This window comes from Glaciecola punicea ACAM 611 (assembly GCF_000252165.1).
GTDB lineage: Bacteria > Pseudomonadota > Gammaproteobacteria > Enterobacterales > Alteromonadaceae > Glaciecola > Glaciecola punicea.
In genome coordinates this window covers 128721-146318 of the sequence record NZ_BAET01000030.1, presented here as the reverse complement: position 1 = coordinate 146318, position 17598 = coordinate 128721, and the positions used below count along the sequence as shown (strand labels likewise).

The following is a 17598-nucleotide window of genomic DNA, read 5'->3' as shown; positions in this document are numbered from 1 at the left end:
TTGGCTTGTCTGATTTCAATATCCGCGGAAACACTACTGAAAAATATATCACCGACCCGATAAAATATCCCCCTTCTTAAAGCTATCTAGTTAAGAGGGGGGAGGCAAAACTGAGCTGATGGATCGGTTAAATTTAAAACTTATATTGTGCTTGGAAGGACACCGTTTGACCGACTTCTCTTGCTTCTCTAAATCTACTTTCAGTTCCTTGGTAAGCGTAGAATTGCTCATTCGTCAAATTGAACACCTCTAACGTTAGAAATAGATTATCAATTTGTTTTGGACTGTATGATATTTGAGCATCTAATCGATCTTGTTTATCAATAAATCTGTTATCTCCAGAAACTGTGCTCGTTGTCTTGTCAAAATATTCACTTCGAGCTGTATAAGCTAGTCGCACTGCAAATTGCTCTACTTCATAAAAAACGATAAGGTTGACTGTGTCCTTAGAGACGCCAGCAAGAGGTAAGTTATTACCACTTGAATCTCTATCAGGGCCCTCACTTGTATCAATGTAAGTGTAGTTAGCTTGTAAACCCATATTACGAATGATAGGGATATCAATGAAGTCGAAGCTTTGCAATAGTCCAATTTCAAAACCATAAATATCAAAACTATCAGAATTATTAACTTGATCAGTGATCAGTACTTCTGCACCACTAGGATCAGAGCATATACCACTTGAGTTAAACGACAATGGTCCTGAAAGCAAACTATCTAATCTCGTGTTTTCAAGTGCCTGTATATCTGCAAGATTGCTAGGACAAAGAATTCGATCATCGAAACCATTGGAAATCTCTTTTTGAAAATAAGCCATCGTGATCGTGGGACCGTTTTCAGCGTACCACTCTAAAGAAAGATCGAAGGAAGTTGATTCAAAAGGTTTTAGCTCTGGATTTCCGAGCTCAATATTTATACTGTCCGTAGCTTCTGCTGTTAAATTAACATCAACGTTTTGACCTACCCCAAAATTTGTAGCATGCGGTCTAACAATAGTTTCAGAAAAAGCAGCCCGCAACAGTAAGTCATTCTGAATTGCCCAAGTGACGTTTAAAGATGGTAGTACATGACTGAAGTCTGTTTTTGCAGTAATCGGTTCTAAATTACCATTATTATCACGAAATGCATCAGTTTCCCTTTTGGTATCGACATACCGCAAGCCAATGTTACCCCGGATAGGTAGATCTATAGAACCCTTTTCAAAATTGAAGTTAGCCATTGCATAGACTGATAAAATATCCCGATTTGTTAAACTGAATGTACCTGCTATATCACCTCCATCAGCAGGTAAAGGAAGTCCATCGAAGGTGTTACCAGAAAAGGTTCTGTCGCCAACAAGTGCTTGACGCATCGTTGCACCATCTTGAAAATAGAAGTTATCAATTTGGTTGCCTAACCGACCATCAAAAAAACCAGTCGCTGAAGTAAAATCATTGAGGGAAATTAATGAACCACCGTCAGGTATGGTGCTGTAGTCGAATTCATTGTTTGGCAGTGCCCATTCGGGACGGACAAACGACTGTTCAGATTGTCTGAGTTTAAATCCGGTTTCAACACTTTCAATGACTGAATCATCAAATGTGTACTCTACATCTACTTGAAAAGCATTTTCTTCATCCGTAGAATCAAACTCATGACCCGAGTCGTACGTTAAAAACCAATCTCCAACACCTGAGCTAGAGGTTACACACTTACTTTGTGAGTCTCCTCTAGATATTTCAGCAGCTGAGCATCCACTTACAGCATATGAACTTGGATCAGATAATGCCCCTGTTGAATCTTTAAAAATAAAGTTATCAACGTTACCAGCTCCAGTATCAATCAGTAAGTTTATACCGTTGCCCGTTCCATCTCTAAGTTGGCGACGTGCAATAGCACCAGTAGATAATTGACTTGCTTTTGCTCTATGTATCGCACCCGTTACAATCCAATTGTGCCTTTCCCATTCAAAATCTGCTGTAATTGCTTGTGTTTTGTTGTCAACATCAATTATGCGCTGTTGATTTCTAACTCGAGGGTTCACCATATTTAATCGTGTTACTGTTGTTCCAAAGGTATCGTTTGTAACCGTGTCGAGCACTTCCGTAATCTTTGCCTTATCAATCTGACCCATCATCCAATCATGGGTAAAAGGATCATCCACATAAAGTCCATTTAAACCTAGTTTAAGATTTTCAGTTACGGCGTATTCTAATCCTAGAGTTGCAGATATTCTGTCACCTTCAGTTTTTCTAGAGAGTATGCGTATTTCAGATGGCGTATATATATCTGCCAAACCATCATCATTTAAATCTTTAGAACTATATCTATTAACGCGTATTACATCGCCTCTAAATTTTTGTTCTGCCATGGCTAATGAAGCAACAATACCAAGCTTGTCATCGAGTATTTTTTTGCCAAATGCAAACGAGTAACCAGGTGATATATCATCCGTCAGAGTTTCGTAGGTGCCTTTTATTCCTGCAGAAAAATAGTCTTCACTGATATCGAGTGCGCGTTTTGATTGAATATCAATTATGCCTGAGAGACCACCTTCATCCATCTTTGCCGTAGGAGTTTTAATAACATTCACAGCAGAAATAACACTTGATTCGATGTTACCGAAACTGAAGCCAAGGTCTGGCCTTGGAGCTGCTAATATTTGTCCGTTGTATGTGGTTATAGCATAATTTACTGGCAAACCGCGTATTGCAATACGACCCTCTCTTCGCTCTCCCTCATCACCAGCGTAGTCCATTTGAATACCTGTTACTCGCTGGAGTGATTCAGCTAAATTCAAGTCGGGAAATTTGCCAACATCGTCGGCCGAAATACCGTCTTGAATGGAATCTGCGTATCTTTTATTAAAGAGTGCGGCCTCAAGTGACGACCTAACGCCTACTACTGATACTTTCTCTATTTCTTGTTCTTGGCTAGATTCATCAGAAAAGACCTCTTGAGAGACCGCCACACCGGAGAAAAATAGACTCATTAATACCGCTTTGCTTACTTTGTTCACCTTGTTTACCATAATGCATCTCCCAATAGTTCATTCATTTTATAATTAAAGTTCTACTCATTGATTTTAACTGGGTCGTATGACTCTGGTTTGCTATCAAAGGCGATAGTGGCTAAAACCAATTCGATATCACAAGGATGTTTTTAACCCGAGGTTTCAAAAATAAAACCATAATTGACACCGGTATCATAAAGTAATTTATTTTATTTTAAATGTCAATTCAATTTGTAAAGCAATTGTAAATTTTATGCTTTTTATTGTATTAATGCTATAAATATATGATTTTATTGATTTTAAAATAATTTTTTTGATATTTGATATGGCTTAGGTATAGTTAAAATAATTTTCAGCTGCTGTAAAAACAATATTTCATTTATTTTATCTATCTAAGCTGACGCGAAATTATCGTTAAAAAACACCGGTGTCATTTATTCCATAATGCGGATTTATTGAATGGAACTATTTAACTGATATTATTTCAATCGCTGTATTTGACATTTCGCACCCCTTTAACGTGTCAGTCGTTAGAACTACACTAACTAAAGCAGTTGGAAGATTCAGAACTCAAAACCGAAGCTTTCCATTTTTTATTGTCCGCGACATAAGGCGCTCTTGCAAAACTAACATGACAGCGCTAGGTATTCCAAAAACAGATTTAGATAAGCTTAACAATCACGCGGCACAAGATGTTTCAGCAAAGCTCTATGATATGCATGAGTATTTGGAGAAAAAAACGGCTACTATTGAAACTTGGGATCGAGTGTTGGGTGAGGAGATTAGTAAACAAAAATAGAATTTGGTTTGAGAGGACACGGCGAAAATTTTGTTTGTAATAAAGTTAAGCAGGAGAGAGCGGCAAGCCGTTATAAGTAATCGATGCTTCGACAGTCCGTTTTGAGCGAGAACCGGCCGTTCGGTTATTGTAAAATCAAGGCAGTATTTCGCTCCTTTTGCATGCAAAAACCGTCTAGTGACCAGTCGAAAAGCTTCTTACGTTCTGCCAGACTTTGGTCCAAGTAGGTCAATCAAGGATGATAGCTGTGTTGGCAATGCAGCAAACAACACAATACAAACGACACCGGCAATTGTCAACACACGTTATACCAAGTTGATTAATTACCTATTCATCTTAACGGTTAATATGAATAACTACAGTATTGTAAAATTTATAAGGTGAATAACGACTGACTAAATTTTATGCCTTGTATTTGAGTAGAAGACAAATTAACGCTAGCACGTTTCAAACCACGCCTTCTTAGTTGTCGCTGGTTTTGCATTTTTCTGTACAGTTATTCCTTCACTGCTTGTGGCAGAAGCTATACATAAAATTGGCCCAGAACTCACCAGTATTGTCGGTACCTGTGGCCCAGTAATAACATCGATATTTGCCGTTATCCTTTTGGATGAAGCTTTTACGATTTACCACGCGGCTGGACTCACACTTATTTTGGTGGCTGTAGGAATGATGATGAAGCCCAAAATAAAGTAACATGCCAGAGAATAATGCCAGTGCAATACCGAATTCGGCAGGTTTGCAGATAAGCCCTTATAGAATTTTAGAGCCTTGGCTCTGCAATGGGCTAGTAGCTGCCAATCGGCGCCCGTCAATTTCTGTGTATTGTAGTGCTCTGGATTAATTATCGAAGCGACTTAGATTGAACAGGACCACAAAATGTGGCCCTGTTCGACTGTTTAGAACCCCCCGATTATTGATAATCTAGCATTTAAAGGAGCGGCAACTGTCGCTTGATGAGTAGAGTGTGCATTAGGGAAATACAACTCGTCTGTTAAGTTTTCTACATTCAGTTGAATACGCATAGTGTCGCTAACATCATAATAAGCGGATGCATCAACCCGTGTATAACTTGGCAAGGTTGCCGTGTTCGAATTGTTGATAAAACTCTCATCTTGGTAAGTTGCGCCTAAGCCGAGACCCATAACATCACTAATTTGATAAGTATTCCAAATAGAGATATTGTTCTTTGGCACTTCTCGAGGTGAGCGTCCTGTGCCACCGTTGCGGTCAACTATTTCTCCGTCTAAATTACTGTAGTTAAACGACACAGACCATGCATCAGTGACTTGTCCAGCGAGTTGCAGTTCAAAACCTGATATTTCAGAGTCAATTACGTCTAGGGTTGCTGGGTCGTTATCTGCGACTTGAGGCGAGCTTTGTTCATTCTCAAATAACGCAGCCGTTAAACTGAGACCGTCGGCAAAGTCCCACTTTATTCCTATCTCTTGGTTGGCGAAAGTATCAGGGTCGAGTTGATTATTATTACCATTAATATTTGCAAATTGCTCGCCACTGCGAGGTAAAAATGATTCGCTATAGCTAGCATAGATTGATACGTTTTCTTGAGGTTTGTAAATAATACCTGCGCGCGGTGAAACTTGTTCATCTTTGCGTGAGCGTGTCTCAATTGCACTTGGGTTTGCATTAAGTACCTCTATGTCAAAGCTGTCGAAACGTGCGCCAATGATAATATCTAGGTGTTCAGAAATTTCAATTTCATCTTGAATATATAGCGAGAATACATCTAGGCCTACTCGAGTATCATCATTTAAGTCAGTAAATCCGGTAGTGAAACTCTCGCCACTTGCATTAACCCCAGCGAAACCGTTTAAAGAAATGGGCCTATTTGCAACAAAAAACTCACGATCATCCATTGTCGTACTAAACACAGGGTTGAAGCGGTTTTGGTCTGAGTTTGTCTGAATGAAATCAGCACCCACAATCAATGTGTGTCCAAAACTCTCGGTTTGAAACTCGGCAACAATGTTACTCGACAATATGAGATTATCGCGCACAGTGTTGTCAATATAGCCGTCTAACTCAACAACGTTAGTGCTTTGGTCATAGCCGCTAGCATAAAAATTCGCGTAAGCCTTATCATAGTCGGCATAAAATGCGCTGAAATTACCTTTAATACTATCGGTAAACTGATGCGCTAGGTTGGCTCTATAAATATGGGCCTCTAATTCATGGTAGTTATTTTGAGGGTCGGCAAATACCACATCTTTTAAAGCTTCTACAGGTCTTCCGTCGGTTCCAGTGGGTATTCCGCGATCTATAAATCGCTGGTGATTAATATACTCATAAGAAAGGTCAACCGTGGTGTCGTCGCTCAGTTCCAAGTGTGCAGTTGGATTAAAACCGTATCGTTCGCCGTCATAAAAATCGCGGTGATTTTCTACACTCTCATACATCGCATTTATGCGGATTGAAGATGTATCGCCCGTCTCAAAATTAGAATCAAATTCAAGGTTAAATCCGCCAAATGTGTTCAATGACGCTTTATAAACATTAAACTGCTCGCCCACTTGTGCCTTTTTTGATACACGGTTTAGAATGCCGCCCGTGCCACCACGGCCAAACAACAGCGCATTTGGCCCGCGTAATATTTCAACTTGTTCTACGTTATAGAGCGCGCGATAGTATTGGACGTCGTCTCGGTTACCATCTATGTAAAAATCTGCTGTTGATCGGTTACCACGAAACACGATTGAATCACGATGGCCTTCACCTTGAGAATTATTCACACCCGGCGTGTAGTCAATCATTTGCCCAACGCTGGTGATCCCGCGTTCAGTTATTTGATCTGCCGTAAAAATAGATAAGCTTTGTGGAACGTCAATAATAGGCGTAGGCGTTTTGATTGAGTTTGACTCATTAATAGAAAGGTATTGTCCTTTTACCGCAATCACTTCTACGTCTTTTTCACTCTGAGCATATGCAATATTGCTCATTAGTACTGCCGTTGCGATTGCTGTTAACTTTAATTTCAATTTTCTTCTCCAAGCATTATAGTCAAACAAGGCCCATTAATACATTAATTTGAGAGAGGCATTATCCATAATAAAGCTAAGAAAGCAATGCGAATCATTCGCATTCATATTATTATCTGATTTAAGCTTAACTCACTGTCTTGAAACGTTTACGTTTCCTAAAAATTGCCAGTTTGAATTAAGATATATATTGTTCGATAAGGTAATGAAGCGATCTATTTTAAGATTTGCTGATATTTTCAGTCGGAATCCTAATGGCGGTTTAGAATGAACTGAAGATGTCGTGTAGAGCCCTCTATTAGAGGCAGGGTTAAAGACGGAGGATAAGCTCGCAACAGTGCAGCATGCCGCCGTTCCATGCCACCTTGTAGTCCAGCTGCCGCCTGAATTCTCCCCAGCCTTGAACGACGGGGCTTTTCGCTCAATTGTGGTAAAACATGATCTTACGTTATGCGTAAGCTGCTAGTCATCGTTTTCTATTTTCATCTGGGTAGTTAAAAGCCTTTAATAGCCATGCATTCAAATCTTTGTCTGGCCTTAGCAATATTGCATCTTCAGGACAAAGCGGCGCCAAACTATCGGACTCTGGATGAAACAGTGTTGTCATTTTCGCTGCTAAACCGGCTTTAACACCCGTTAAACTATCCTCTATTACTAGGCACTCATTGGCTTTGATTGATAGTGCTTTTGCCGCTGCTAAATATCCTTCGGGTGAAGGTTTGCCATTTTCTACATCGTCACGGCTAATAATAACTTTAAAATAATTTCGTAAATTCGTCACTTCAAGATTCAACTCAAGCTCGTCGCGACTTGAGTTAGATACTAAGGCCATTGGAATCGCTTTTGCACTAAAAGCATCAAGAATGGCTTGACTATTTTTCAGTGGGGTAATATTTCTTGAACAGTATTGATAGTGCCGCCATTTCTCAGATCGCCACTGTGCTAGCGTAATGTTAAGCCCAGTCAGCTCTACCACCCTTTGGTGTACTTCAACAGAGCTAAGCCCCAACATTTCTTTTTGAGTGCCAAACCCCACGCTCACACCGAGTGAGTCTAAAGCCTTGAGAAAGGCCTTTTGGTGAGCAGGTTCACTGTCAATTAAAGTGCCATCCATATCCCATAAAATCGCTTTTAATGTCATAATCTGGTTAAGCTCCTTGTAATTGCTTAGACATTTTTAGTTTAGAAACTAAAGCAAACATGCTCGGTCTGCCGTTATTTGAGATGATACACTTTTATTGTTAGACACATTGCGTTTTAACACAGGCGGCCGATATGATGGGGCAAAGCCCTCGCTAACATGGGCGCTGCTAAATGGCGCTCATGTTAGCGCTTGGTATTTGCAGGATTTCAGTACCAAAGGATTACTAACATACGTTATTAACGGCTGCCATTTTCACAAATATCACCACAAACTTCCTTTAGCAAATATCAATCCATGCCACAAGACAGCTGTAACGAAGGGTATAGTGTTAATTCATCCTACAGTCTAAATTCAGGTCTTTAGTATTGATATTAATATTTTTGATACCAATTATTATTGTAATTCGTTTGATTAATGTCACACAGTGGCTATCTTAGCAACATCGCCCCTTGCAAATGCAAGGGTACTAAAAAAATGGAGAAAAAATGAAAGCAATAATTTTTGACAAATTTGGTGATTCATCGGTTCTTAAAACTTCCGACATAACACTTCCCGATCTTAATAATGACGAAGTCACAGTAGCCATCGCATTTACTTCTGTAAACCCTGTAGATGCAAAAATTAGAGCCGGACACCTTGTGGAAATGCTGTCTCACAAACTGCCCATAGTCCCAGGCTGGGATGTGGCTGGCAAAGTTACTGCAGTCGGCAGCGCTGTTAGTTCTTTTAAAGTGGGAGACGAAGTTTATGCCTACGCTAGAAAAGCAGAGGTCCATGATGGTACATACGCGGAGTTTATCAATCTATCAGAGAGCGCAGTGGCATTGAAGCCCAGTACACTAAAACTCTCAGCAGCAGCGGCGATCCCCCTAGTGGGCCTGACCGCACACCAAAGCCTTTTTAATACAGCAGATTTAAAAAAGGGTGAAACTGTCTTTATTACTGCGGGAGCAGGTGGCGTCGGTAGCTTAGCAATTCAATTCGCCAAGGTCCAAGGCGCCACTGTAATTACCACGGCAAGCTCTAAGAACCACGACTACCTAAAAACTCTAGGTGCGGATCATACGATTGATTATACCAAAGGCAATGTTGTGGAATCGGTTAGAAAAATAGCTCCCCAAGGCGTTGACGTAGTGTTTGATGCTTCTGGGGGAGACTCACTTGACGAAGCATGGCTTACGATAAAAAAGGGCGGCCGCCTGGTAAGTATCGTACAGCCACCTGATGAAAACAAAGCTCGTGAACTTGGTGTTCAAGCAACTTTTGTCTTCGTCGAACCTTCTGGTGCAGAGTTAAAAGAAATCGCGCAATTAATTGATGCTAAAAAAGTAAAAACACCAACGATTAATATTCGTTCTGTAAAAGAAGCGGCAAAGGCTCAAGACGAAAATGAACAACGCAAGACCCAGGGTAAAGTGGTTTTGGCGATTGATTTTTAGATTCAGTTGCGGTGTTTAGCAAGTGGGCTTCAGCACTGGGCATCGCAGCGCTATAGCAGTTTATCTACTGCCGTAATACAGGCTTCTAGCCGCTGATAGTAGTCCGGCGAATCGATGATCAAAACCTTATTAGCATCAAAACCACAGCTTTGATACAGCTGCATAAGTTTATCAAAGCTGTGATCGCGCTCAGCTTGCGTGCCCAACTCCCTTATACCGTCCGCTATCCATGGCACTGTAGGCTTAAGCGCAATGATTAAATCGTATTTGTTTGGATTAATAAAGCTGTGCACGCGAGTGGCAACCTCACCCAGAAACACTTCACTAAAAAACGCCGTTACCACAGCATCGGTGTCAAAAAAACAGACCTTGTTGGCACTGCGCAAGGCCACAAGATCCTGCTCATATTGCAAGTGCGCTATGCGATTAAAATCTTCTAAATCAAATAAATCGCCGTTGCCGCCAATCACGTCCTCTTGATAATCGCGGCCAAGCTCCTCAGACCATGAAGTGCAATAGACTTTTGCCAGCTTGCGCGTTAGCGTTGTTTTTCCGCAGGATTCTGGCCCGGTGATCAGCACTTTGCGGGCAAAAAACGGGCGAGCAGCGCCGGCAATATAGTCCCAGTGTAGGTATGGCTTGTGACGAATGGCGGTGCCACTAATGGGCCATTGGGTGCGCTGAGGGTCTAATAATATGTAGTCAGTACCCGGAAAATACTGGTTATAGCCATCACGATAGCTCTCCTCTCCACCGAAGATGAGGTTGAACGGTTCAGGTGTATTTTGCTTGAGCAGTGCGGAATAGTCGGGCCAGCCCTGCGGAAAAGGAGGCGTATTGCCATCATTTTGCAGTATGACCTCGATACCCAAGCCCTGTAGCTCTTGTGATAGCCAGCGTTGTCGCAACACGCCAGCAATATGCGGTAAGTTTGCATCGTCACACAGTGCCGTATCTTCAGCACTGCGCTCGCTGATCACGACATATAGTTTGTCGCACAGGGCGTGAGCACGCAATATCGCCGTAATGTGCCCGCGATGGGGCGGTAGAAACTTACCCGGAAATAAACCAACTTTCATTGCGCTGCTTTCGCTCCATAATGCCAATTGACCGCACCGTACACTGAATTTATTAAAAATGCCAGCCACATAAATAAGGTTGGCACAGCGTAGGGCGCTGAGCTAGGCTCGGTAATAAGCACCATTGACCATGCAAAAATGCTTAACACATTGGTTAATAGCCAGAAAGCCCACTGTGCGGTAAACATACGGATCATCAACAACTGGGCAGTGATTTGAAGCATCACAGTTGAACTGTCTAGCAGGGGTCCACTCCAATTGCTGCCGGTTAGCTGCTGCAAACTGCCATACACCATTGAATTGCGTTTCAGTGCTTCGCTGACAAAGCCATCGACCTGCATCAATAGCAATGCACCCAATCCAATGCCCAGCAGCACTAAGGCAACTACCCATAGCCAGTGCCAACCAAGCCTACGCATATTGACGATGTTAGTATCGCTGCTCATCTGATTTTTCCAGCTAAGGTAAATAAAAATCTGAGCCGGTAGGAAATAAAACCAATTTAGCAGCCAATCACCATAGTAACCTGAGGTCCACGCAATTAGCCCATAGCAAAGCGCACTAATAAGTCCCCAAATCCAGTTAGATAATAGGCCTTTGGCCACCATCACCACGCACAATACACCGCTAATAGCGCTTATCGGACTTACCAGCCAATTAAGCAGTATAGAATGCGTATTTTGCCAGTCGGTACCTTCAATACTAAACCACAAAGTGCTGATAAGTATGATTACCAAAAACACGGCTAGCCAAAGACGCTCGCCGCTACGCAGACGCTTTAAATCAGCTAACACTTGCACATCTTGCTTCATCTGTGGGATATCCTAATAACGATAGATTCCGTTTGAACGGCATTGCTAGGCATTGTAAATTTTTATGGTGGTAAACGCACTAAACGATTGAAAGCTGGTAGGAAAATAGTAAAAATAAAATCATCGCTTCAATTATTAGTCGTCCTTAAAATATATAAACTGCGATATATATGATGTAAGTATCAGATTGTAAACATGGCCTAAAACTTGAAGTAAGTAAAAGTAGAAATCTTACAATTGAACACTATTCAAATGAAAAAGGCATGTAAATATGGCGAAAGAATCATTTTTATTCAATCAGTTAACATCCTTCACTGCTAATATTAGAGAAAGACTAAAAGGTTACAAAGGCATTTCTATACTGTTACAAAGTTACCAAGGTAGTGAAAAAATTTCACACTTAAATGGCTTGGGTTCACAAGCAATTAGATTGCCTAGTGAATCAGTCGTTTCTTAATCATTCCGAAAACGTATTAAGTTTGCCCCGTCACTTATAAATCAACGATAAAGGATCCACTATGAAATCTCTATATTCTACTAAATCTACCATTACAGGCGGCCGTGTCGGCACGGCTACCTTAAGCGACAGCGACCTTGAGGTCAGCATGTCACCACCTGGCGGCAATAAAACAGGAAACAATCCTGAACAACTGCTAGCCATGGGCTATGGCGCTTGTTTTGATAGTGCGCTAGGCGTGGTTAAAAAAATGGAAGGCGTCAGCTTTGCTTCAATTACTGAAACGACAGTAGATTTGCTGCAGGGCGATAATCACGATTACAAACTAGCGATTAAAATTCACGTCATCGCAAACAGTACAGATTTGTCAACCGATGCCTTCCAAAAAGTGGTCGAAAAGGCACACGAAGTCTGCCCCTACTCTAAAGCCACCCGCAACAACATTGATATCGAAGTAACTTCGGAAGTAAATTAAGACCCAAATCGGTACAGCGACCTTTTTAATCCAGCAACGAAGAGGGAACACGTATGTCATTACAAGGTAAAACCGCATTAGCCGCTGGCGCTGCCAAAGGTGCTGGAAGAGCTATTGCGTTTGGCTTAGCAAAAGATGGCGCTGATATCGTCATTGTTGACCTCAACCAAGAAAAGGTCCCAAAATCGTAAAAAGCCATGAGGCATTTGAATGAAAAAAACAGACTATGAAACACCAAGCTTTGCGCTTGCCTTGACGCCTATCGTGTTAACGCTTTTCATTCTTGGCACTCAAATTTTTTACTTCGGCGTTTTTGAACCACACATTCCACTTGCCATCGGTTTAGCCATTACTAGCATCGTTGGCATTAAGTTAGGCTTGCAATGGGACGATATTAAGAAAGGGATTTTTCACGTTATTCACGTGGCTTTGCCATCAGTATCTGTGTTAATCATAGTTGGCATGATTATAGGTGTTTGGATTGCCAGCGGCACCGTCCCCAGTATTATTTATTATGGCTTAAAGATACTTTCACCTGAAATATTCTTGCCGTCTGCTATGGTTATTTGTGCGCTGATATCTGTTTCTCTTGGCACCAGTTGGGGGAGTATAGGAACCGTTGGCTTAGCCCTGATGGGTATTGGAGAAGGCTTTGACATTCCTATGTATTGGACGGCCGGCGCTGTAGTTTCTGGCGCGTTTTTTGGTGATAAAATTTCGCCACTCTCCGATACAACCAATTTAGCACCTGCGGTTACCGGCACAGACGTTTTTTCCCATATAAAGAATATGATGCCAACAACAATCCCCGCTATGCTAATCGCCCTCGTCATTTATCTGCTCGTCGGATTTTTCGTGATAGACACCCAAAGCGTTTCGTTTGGGCAAGTTGAGGGTATTACTAGTGCCTTAAATGAAAATTTTTATATTTCAGGATGGGTGCTATTGCCAACTGTGGTGGTCATGGGCTTGGCTATAAAGCAATATCCACCCATTCCCTCACTATTTGCTGGCGTGGTTGTGGGTGGCGCAACCGCGATGATTTTGCAGGGGCAAAGCCTGCAGTCAATCTTTGATTATGCCAACAATGGTTATTCAATTAGTACCGGCATCCAAGAGATTGACAGTTTGCTGAATCGTGGGGGTATTCAATCAATGATGTGGACAATTTCATTGATATTGATTGCGCTAGGCTATGGCGGTGCACTTGAAAAAACAGGGTGTTTAAAGTCAATTATTAATAAAATAAAGAGCAAAGTAACTAGCTTTGCTGGCATTCAAACAGCTGCGGTTGGCACTGCTTTTGCCACGAATATAGTCGCGGGTGATCCTTATCTATCGGTCGCTTTGCCAGGAAGAATGTATTCACCAGTCTACCGTGGTATGGGGTATTCAACCTTAAATTTATCGCGTGCAATTGAAGAAGGCGGCACCCTAATGTCGCCATTAATTCCGTGGAATGCAGGTGGCGCGTTTGTGATTTCAACACTCGGTCTTGGTATTGTAGATGGCAATTTGGAGAACCTTTTGTATATACCGCTCGCATTTGCCTGCTGGACGGCGCCCTTAATTGGTATTTTTTACGCGTTCACGGGACTATTTTCACCCAAAGCAACAGATAAAGAAAAAGAGCGCTGGGCGTCCTCTAATGAAGCAGTTTCTGAATTTAACGACGATGGCACGCCAAAAATCAACGATGCCCCTGTTGAGCGTTAGAGCTACTCAACAAAAATCATAGCGTGAAGCAACGCCTGTTCAAACGCTACCGGCCCACTACAGTAAAACCCTGCGGGGTATCGCACTGTAAGGTCTTTAGTATCTGCGCTTGCTTTAAGGTTTCCGCTGCCTGGGCAAGCACTTGTAAGCCTAAGCTCTTCTTACCCAGCGCAATTACCGCTTTAGCGATCGCAGCGTAAGCGCAAAACGTTCGAAATTCCTATCCAAGCGTACTACTATTTTGCGCTAAATCTAACGCACTCGAATAAGCAAATAAAGCAGGTGCTCCGCCGGTATGCCAAAACAAAACCCTGTCGCTTGGCTTAAATTGGCCAGCACGGATCATATCAATTAAGCCACCCATCGCTTTACCCGTATAAACCGGATCTAATAATATCCCTTGTGTTTGCGCAGTCATCGAAATAGCTTCATTTTCTAAGGCGCCCATCACACCATAGCCTTCCCCTACGTAATCAAGATTAAGCGTTAAATCCGAGTCTGAAAACGTACAGTCTTCGCCTATTAGCCTCGCTGCACTGCTTGCAAGAGATACGATGGTTTGATGAAAGGAAGCCTCACCCGCTTCATCTTTATCAATATTTATCCCCACTATTTGGCAAGGCGATTTGAAAAGCTTATTTCCCAGCATTAAACCAGCATGGGTGCCGCCAGAGCTCGAAGCAAAAACGATATGCGTGAATGATAGCCTTAAGTCTTTACACTGAGCCTGTAACTCAGCAAAAGCCTCTACAAAGGCTACAGCCCCCAGCGCATTTGAGCCACCGTAAGGCACAACATAGGGCGTTTTGCCGTCTCTTTTCAGTTGCTCAACAATAGTAGGAATGTCTTCCCCTTTGCGATTTTGTCCTGCCCAATGAATATGGCAGCCAAAAATTTTGTCGAGCAATAAATTACCATTTACATGAGCAGGTTCTTTTCCGCCTAACACCAAATGACATTCAAGCCCTAAACTAGCCGCGGCGGCGGCTGTTTGCCGGCAGTGATTTGACTGCGCCGCACCTGCTGTAACAATTGTGTTTGCGCCATGAGCCAGCGCGTCTCCCAAAATAAACTCAAGCTTTCTTGTCTTATTACCCCCCATTGCAAGACCGGTGTTGTCATCTCGCTTCATGAATATTCTAGGGCCATTAAGCTTTTTACTCAATTTACTAAGTTCAACCAGCGGTGTTGGGAAAAACCCTAAACGCTCTCTTGGAATGTGATTGTATTTCATACTTTACCCGTTTTGTTGCAGTACTTATTACGACGTCAGTTCACTAATATTCAATCACAATATAACGACTCAAAGCAATGATTGTATATCGTTTTCAAATCATAGCGATACTTACTATGCGGCTCATAAGCCTGAGTTAACGGTGTAGTTTGTTAAGCAACTTTGCTAAAGCGAGCATAAATAAGCGTATTAAAATTCGTCGCAAAGCTCACGTTAACATTTGTAAGCAACACAGAAACCGCCAGGTCACCACAATTAAATACTATCCGTTTTTCATTTTATTAAAGGCCCATCTAGGCTTAAATAATGGCGACAATAGTCGCTATTTTAGTTACTTTACATTTGCATTAGACATCATTGTCGCCGTACTAGATATATGAAAAATTCTCTGCCTTTTCAACAACGGCGGTGCGGTTAAAGTAGGCAACAGTGACACAGGCGGGACATTGTTTATGCTGATATTTTAATTGAAATATACCTTACTGCTTTTAGTACGAAATGATCCAATACGCGAACCTAATAGGTATTTATTATTGTGGCCTGAAAAGGGTGATTAGCGCAGTCGTTGGTATCCTGAATCCTTGTTGCTTGCAAAAAGCTAAGATTAAAATCGCCGCTAAACGTACCGATGCTCACCGCTTTTTAAGATAACTACCGTGTTCAAAAGGATAAAATTTATGAAGAACGAAAGAGATATAGAAAAAGAATATACAACAGCGGAATTTATTTCAAAGTTGAGACGCCTAGCGGATGCCTTAGAATCGGGAGAACGCTTTGATATTCAGATAGCCGGTGAAAGAATCTATGTTCCAGTGAGGGCGGTATATAGCATTGAGCATGAGAGAGATGATTCAGAGGAAGAAATAGAATTTCAGATAAAATGGTCAAACTAGCACACATATTAATGACATAAAAAAGCGGGCCCACACAGCCCGCCTCAACACACACTAAAAAGCTCTAGGAGCACAAACTTCAAGAGTAGAACTATACATCAAATAGATTGAATGACAATCATTATCATTCAATTATTTGTTCAAGTTACGTCCTACCCCCTTCCTTTGCCCCAACGATTTCGGCTAAACCTAATTTGCTCGCTTTCAAACCCCGCGCTTTTATCAGCGAGCGTGCTTAATTTTGAACTCAATCTGACTTGGCAGTGTCAATCTTGGCCGGCTCAATCTTAAACGCGCTTTGCAAAAAACGCACATCTTGGCCGGTAGGATCTTCATGTATCTGTAGCCCAAATTCATGCAGTGCCGCTAACACATGGTCAAATATGTCCGACTGGATATTCTCATATTCATTCCATACTGTCGTATTTGTAAACGCATAAATCTCAATGGGTAAACCCAAATTAGATGACTGGAGTTGGCGCACCATTAAGGTCATGTCTTGACGAATATGACGATGCGTTTTTAAATATGACAACAAATACTGCCTAAACGTACCTATATTGGTCAGTCTGCGGCCGTTCAACAGTATTGACATATCCGTGTTTAAGCTGCTATTGATTTCTTTAATTTGCGCTAACTTTTCTTCTAGGTAAGGGGTTAACAGCTCAGCTTTATACAGGCGATTAAGCGTATTTTCGTCTAAAAATCCGATACTGCTCATTTGCAAGTATACGCAACGCTTAATACGCCGCCCGCCTACTTCGGTCATTCCACGCCAGTTTTTAAATGAATCTGATATAAGCGCATAGGTGGGAATGGTGGTAATTGTTTTGTCCCAGTTGCGCACTTTTACTGTAGTAAGCGCAATATCGACCACGTCTCCGTTGGCGCCATATTTTGGCATTTCAAGCCAATCACCCACCGACAACATATTATTAGCTGACAGCTGAATACCAGCAACTAAACCGAGTATGGGATCCTTAAATACCAATAGCAAAATTGCAGATACCGCACCCAAACCACTTAAGAGTATTAAAGGCGACTTATCCATGAGTAGGGACACCAGCAGTATGCCAGTTAGCACGCTGGCAATTAGTTTAACGGTTTGCAATAAACCCTTCAGCGGGAACTGAGTGCGCCTTGTGCGCGAGTCATTAAAGGCTTGGAAAATATTGAGTAGCGTAAAAAATGCCAGCAAGGCGAACACTACAATAAACTGGTCTCCTATTACACTTATGACGCGAAGTGCAGATGATCCCTCTTCAAACCATACACTGGCCTGAAGCAGTACCACCGCAGTTTGAATAATAAACGATATGCGCCGCAGTAACTTATGCGACAAAGCAGTAAGTTGGGTGCGCGAGCGACGCCTTTCTTCAAACTTTGCGACCAATCTAGAAGATATCATGCGCAATGAAATATGCAGCAGCACCGCCACAAACAATATCCATGCTAAGGCTATAAAATTGACATACAGCGCTGCCTCACCCGGCACGTAGGTCTGCAACCACAGCAAAGCCGAATCTTTGAATTGGCTTCTTAAGGCATCCATTTACTATCCT

14 protein-coding genes and 1 pseudogene are annotated in these 17598 nt (G+C 41.9%); 8 read left to right on the top strand and 7 right to left on the bottom strand.

Features of this window, described 5'->3' with window-relative positions:
* Positions 1–133: 133 nt before the first annotated feature.
* Positions 134–3010: a TonB-dependent receptor gene (locus GPUN_RS11555; RefSeq protein ID WP_006006927.1), complete on the bottom strand. Its 2877-nt coding sequence runs from the start codon at positions 3008–3010 to the stop codon at positions 134–136.
* A gap of 613 nt (positions 3011–3623) precedes the next feature.
* On the opposite strand from GPUN_RS11555, the gene GPUN_RS14405 reads away from it, so the two are divergent.
* Together GPUN_RS14405 and GPUN_RS14805 are read left to right on the top strand one after the other, a co-directional pair.
* The gene (locus GPUN_RS14405) at positions 3624–3791 is read left to right on the top strand and encodes a site-specific integrase (RefSeq protein ID WP_006006925.1); all 168 of its coding nucleotides are present in this window, start codon (positions 3624–3626) and stop codon (positions 3789–3791) included.
* Between the two features lie 465 nt (positions 3792–4256).
* A pseudogene (locus GPUN_RS14805) lies at positions 4257–4487 on the top strand (EamA family transporter); the annotation flags it as partial.
* Positions 4488–4690: 203 nt separating this feature from the next.
* Here GPUN_RS14805 and GPUN_RS11550 read toward each other — a convergent pair.
* Together GPUN_RS11550 and GPUN_RS11545 are read right to left on the bottom strand one after the other, a co-directional pair.
* Positions 4691–6787: a TonB-dependent receptor gene (locus tag GPUN_RS11550; RefSeq protein ID WP_040521008.1), complete on the bottom strand. Its 2097-nt coding sequence runs from the start codon at positions 6785–6787 to the stop codon at positions 4691–4693.
* Between the two features lie 466 nt (positions 6788–7253).
* On the bottom strand, positions 7254–7928 hold the full coding sequence (locus GPUN_RS11545; protein WP_006006919.1) for an HAD family hydrolase: 675 nt from the start codon (positions 7926–7928) through the stop codon (positions 7254–7256).
* Between the two features lie 488 nt (positions 7929–8416).
* Between GPUN_RS11545 and GPUN_RS11540 the strand changes: the two genes are divergently transcribed.
* A complete protein-coding gene (locus GPUN_RS11540; protein WP_006006917.1) occupies positions 8417–9370 on the top strand; it encodes an NADP-dependent oxidoreductase in 954 nt (317 codons plus the stop codon).
* Positions 9371–9420: 50 nt separating this feature from the next.
* Here GPUN_RS11540 and nadR read toward each other — a convergent pair whose 3' ends face one another.
* Both nadR and pnuC read right to left on the bottom strand, forming a co-directional pair.
* A complete protein-coding gene (gene nadR, locus GPUN_RS11535) occupies positions 9421–10449 on the bottom strand; it encodes a multifunctional transcriptional regulator/nicotinamide-nucleotide adenylyltransferase/ribosylnicotinamide kinase NadR (RefSeq protein WP_006006915.1) in 1029 nt (342 codons plus the stop codon).
* Entirely contained in the window at positions 10446–11261 is an 816-nt protein-coding gene (gene pnuC, locus GPUN_RS11530; protein WP_006006913.1) for a nicotinamide riboside transporter PnuC, read from the bottom strand. The genes nadR and pnuC overlap by 4 nt, the downstream gene beginning before the upstream one ends.
* A gap of 271 nt (positions 11262–11532) precedes the next feature.
* Between pnuC and GPUN_RS11525 the strand changes: the two genes are divergently transcribed.
* The 4 genes from GPUN_RS11525 (at position 11533) to nhaC (ending at position 13909) form a co-directional block, all read left to right on the top strand.
* On the top strand, positions 11533–11718 hold the full coding sequence (locus GPUN_RS11525) for a hypothetical protein (protein ID WP_006006911.1): 186 nt from the start codon (positions 11533–11535) through the stop codon (positions 11716–11718).
* 61 nt (positions 11719–11779) lie between these two features.
* Complete coding sequence (locus GPUN_RS11520) at positions 11780–12193, top strand: Ohr family peroxiredoxin (protein WP_006006909.1); 414 nt, start codon at positions 11780–11782, stop codon at positions 12191–12193.
* 53 nt (positions 12194–12246) lie between these two features.
* Positions 12247–12384: a hypothetical protein gene (locus GPUN_RS14400; RefSeq protein ID WP_006006907.1), complete on the top strand. Its 138-nt coding sequence runs from the start codon at positions 12247–12249 to the stop codon at positions 12382–12384.
* 19 nt (positions 12385–12403) lie between these two features.
* Positions 12404–13909 (top strand): Na+/H+ antiporter NhaC, encoded by a 1506-nt coding sequence (gene nhaC, locus GPUN_RS11515; RefSeq protein ID WP_006006906.1) that lies wholly within the window; start codon positions 12404–12406, stop codon positions 13907–13909.
* A gap of 220 nt (positions 13910–14129) precedes the next feature.
* Here the strand turns inward: nhaC and GPUN_RS11510 are convergent, their stop codons facing one another.
* Complete coding sequence (locus tag GPUN_RS11510) at positions 14130–15143, bottom strand: D-cysteine desulfhydrase family protein (protein ID WP_006006904.1); 1014 nt, start codon at positions 15141–15143, stop codon at positions 14130–14132.
* A 677-nt stretch (positions 15144–15820) separates the two neighbouring features.
* Between GPUN_RS11510 and GPUN_RS11500 the strand changes: the two genes are divergently transcribed.
* Complete coding sequence (locus GPUN_RS11500; RefSeq protein ID WP_006006897.1) at positions 15821–16036, top strand: amphi-Trp domain-containing protein; 216 nt, start codon at positions 15821–15823, stop codon at positions 16034–16036.
* Positions 16037–16283: 247 nt separating this feature from the next.
* Here the strand turns inward: GPUN_RS11500 and GPUN_RS11495 are convergent, their stop codons facing one another.
* Positions 16284–17588 (bottom strand): mechanosensitive ion channel family protein, encoded by a 1305-nt coding sequence (locus tag GPUN_RS11495; protein WP_006006895.1) that lies wholly within the window; start codon positions 17586–17588, stop codon positions 16284–16286.
* Positions 17589–17598: the final 10 nt, after the last annotated feature.

Excerpts from the sequence above, each read along its gene's own strand:
- GPUN_RS11555 (WP_006006927.1), bottom strand. The coding sequence starts at position 3,010 with ATGGTAAACAAGGTGAACAAAGTAAGCAAAGCGGTATTAATGAGTCTA.
- GPUN_RS14405 (WP_006006925.1), top strand. The coding sequence starts at position 3,624 with ATGACAGCGCTAGGTATTCCAAAAACAGATTTAGATAAGCTTAACAAT.
- GPUN_RS11545 (WP_006006919.1), bottom strand. The coding sequence starts at position 7,928 with ATGACATTAAAAGCGATTTTATGGGATATGGATGGCACTTTAATTGAC.
- GPUN_RS11540 (WP_006006917.1), top strand. The coding sequence starts at position 8,417 with ATGAAAGCAATAATTTTTGACAAATTTGGTGATTCATCGGTTCTTAAA.
- nadR (WP_006006915.1), bottom strand. The coding sequence starts at position 10,449 with ATGAAAGTTGGTTTATTTCCGGGTAAGTTTCTACCGCCCCATCGCGGG.
- pnuC (WP_006006913.1), bottom strand. The coding sequence starts at position 11,261 with ATGAAGCAAGATGTGCAAGTGTTAGCTGATTTAAAGCGTCTGCGTAGC.
- GPUN_RS11525 (WP_006006911.1), top strand. The coding sequence starts at position 11,533 with ATGGCGAAAGAATCATTTTTATTCAATCAGTTAACATCCTTCACTGCT.
- GPUN_RS11520 (WP_006006909.1), top strand. The coding sequence starts at position 11,780 with ATGAAATCTCTATATTCTACTAAATCTACCATTACAGGCGGCCGTGTC.
- GPUN_RS14400 (WP_006006907.1), top strand. The coding sequence starts at position 12,247 with ATGTCATTACAAGGTAAAACCGCATTAGCCGCTGGCGCTGCCAAAGGT.
- nhaC (WP_006006906.1), top strand. The coding sequence starts at position 12,404 with ATGAAAAAAACAGACTATGAAACACCAAGCTTTGCGCTTGCCTTGACG.
- GPUN_RS11510 (WP_006006904.1), bottom strand. The coding sequence starts at position 15,143 with ATGAAATACAATCACATTCCAAGAGAGCGTTTAGGGTTTTTCCCAACA.
- GPUN_RS11500 (WP_006006897.1), top strand. The coding sequence starts at position 15,821 with ATGAAGAACGAAAGAGATATAGAAAAAGAATATACAACAGCGGAATTT.
- GPUN_RS11495 (WP_006006895.1), bottom strand. The coding sequence starts at position 17,588 with ATGGATGCCTTAAGAAGCCAATTCAAAGATTCGGCTTTGCTGTGGTTG.